Origin of the sequence: Rhodococcus jostii NBRC 16295 (assembly GCF_001894825.1) — a bacterium.
Lineage (GTDB): Bacteria > Actinomycetota > Actinomycetes > Mycobacteriales > Mycobacteriaceae > Rhodococcus_F > Rhodococcus_F jostii.
Window position 1 is genome coordinate 1 of record NZ_BCWY01000217.1, and the last position, 1,903, is coordinate 1,903.

Consider the following 1,903-nt stretch of genomic DNA (forward strand, 5'->3'; position numbering starts at 1 on the left):
CCTAGCGGGAGTTTCCGAGATTTGAGGCCGGGTCGGGGTGATTTCGCTGGTGGGGGCCGGTTTTCGGGTTGTGGGGGTGTATGACCTAAGTGGTGGGGGTGTAGCGGTCGAGGTCGAAGATGTGTGCGAGTTCGTTCTGGGTGGTGGTGGTTTCGGTGAGCATGCGCCGGGCCTTGGGGCGGCCGCCGGTGGAGGGGTAGATCAGGACGGTCTCCTCGATCCCGGCCAGGGCGGCGAGGAGTTGGCGCACCGACAGGTGGTGGCCGTGGGTGTCGGCTTCGCGGCGCATCAGGTGGGCGATCTGCAGGGCCAGCACGCAGGTGAAGGTGTGCACGGTGATGGTGTGGTCGGTGAAGTGGTGCATCGGGGAGAAGGACACCTCGTGGGGGTCCTTGAGTTGCCGGAATCCGAATTCGGCGTCGGATTGGGAGCGGTAGCCGTCGATCACCTCGGCGATGGTCCAGTCCTGACGGTCGGTGATCAGGATCCGTTTACCGAAGATTCTCTGCGTCAACTTGTTTCGGGCGTCGGTGTCGACGGCCCAGGTGAGCCGGAACTCGGCCGGGGTGTCCCCGTCCAGTTGCCAGGTGAGGATCTGCGCGACCCAGGTGTCGGAGCAGATGTGTGTGATCGCGGCTTCGACCTGGTTGCGGTCGCGGCGGCTGTGTCCGCGGGCGAGGGTGGCGGCGAGTTCGTCGAGTTTGCGCCCGGCGGCGGCCAGGGTTTGCATCAGGCCCCGGTCCTGGGCGTCGTGCAGGGTCGGGCTGTGGGTGAGGATCACCCGCTGGTCGAGGCCGTAGACCTGTTTGCGGGTGTGTAGTGCGGTGAGCCCGGCGAAGCGGTCGCCGGGCACCGGGCGGCGGCGGGAGGCAGGGAGATCGAGGAGGTCGGGGTGATCGCTGGGCGGGGTGGATCCGACGTAGTGCAGTCCGGCCCCGGTCAGGTGCGCGAAGTTCGCGGCCGAGTTCTGGCCGGCGTCGAAGACGACGGTGATGGTGCCGGTGTCGGTGCCCAGCGCCCGGTAGCGGGCGGTGAGGGTGTCGATCATGGCCGGGAACTGGGTGACGTCGGGTTTGTTGCCCGGGTACGCGTGCCAGGTCAGTGGGATCCCGCCGTCCCGGGTGATCACCAGCCCGAGCCCGACCAGGCGCAGGTCGGTGCGTTTCTGTTTCGCCTTGCCGCGTTGGGCGATCGGCGCCTTGGTGTTGACGGAGGCGATGTAGGTGGCGAAGTTGGTCATGTCCAACGCCAGCGCGGTGGTGTCGAGCCCGAAGTCGGTGATCATCGCGGCGGTGATCGTCTGGGAGATCTGCTCGAGTTGACCGGGGGTCACCGCGTGCATCGCGTCCCAGAAGCGGCGGTGGTCGAGGTCGGTGGCGCGGATCTTGGTGAAGCGGTCCGCGGCGGTCTGCGCCCACCAGTCGGCGATCCGCGCCTTCGAGCACGGGGCGGTGATCCGGTTGCACACCGCGACCGCCAGGTAGGTGCCGATCGAGCAGGGAGCACCGGCCACCCGCCCTCCGGTGATCTCGTCGATCACGCCGATCACGTTGAGGCGCTGACACATCGACCAGACCGCGGCGACGTCCCCGAACGCGAGATGGCGGGTGCGCTGCGGCATCACCGCCGTGTCCCCGGCATCGAATGCCGCGGCCACGTCCGCCGCCGAGCCCAGGTACCGCTCGGAGATCATCTTCGGTTTGCCGTCCACCCGTGCCATCGTGCGCAGGTACCAGTACGTCTTGCCGTTGACCTTCTTCGGATACAGGCTGGACATACTTTAGGTCATACACGAACCCGGGTCGGCGATCAATCACCGAAACGGCGTGTCACCAGGACAAACTCACAACCGGCCCAAACCGGGAACCCCCACGCAGCTCACATCTCGGAAACTCCCGCTAGG

Annotated in this window: 1 protein-coding gene; it reads right to left on the reverse strand. The window is 67.0% G+C overall.

The annotated features are described in order from the left end of the window. Positions 1-85: 85 nt before the first annotated feature. Positions 86-1,777, reverse strand: coding sequence for an IS1634 family transposase (locus RJ1_RS44815; protein WP_061043238.1), 1,692 nt, complete (start codon positions 1,775-1,777; stop codon positions 86-88). Positions 1,778-1,903: the final 126 nt, after the last annotated feature.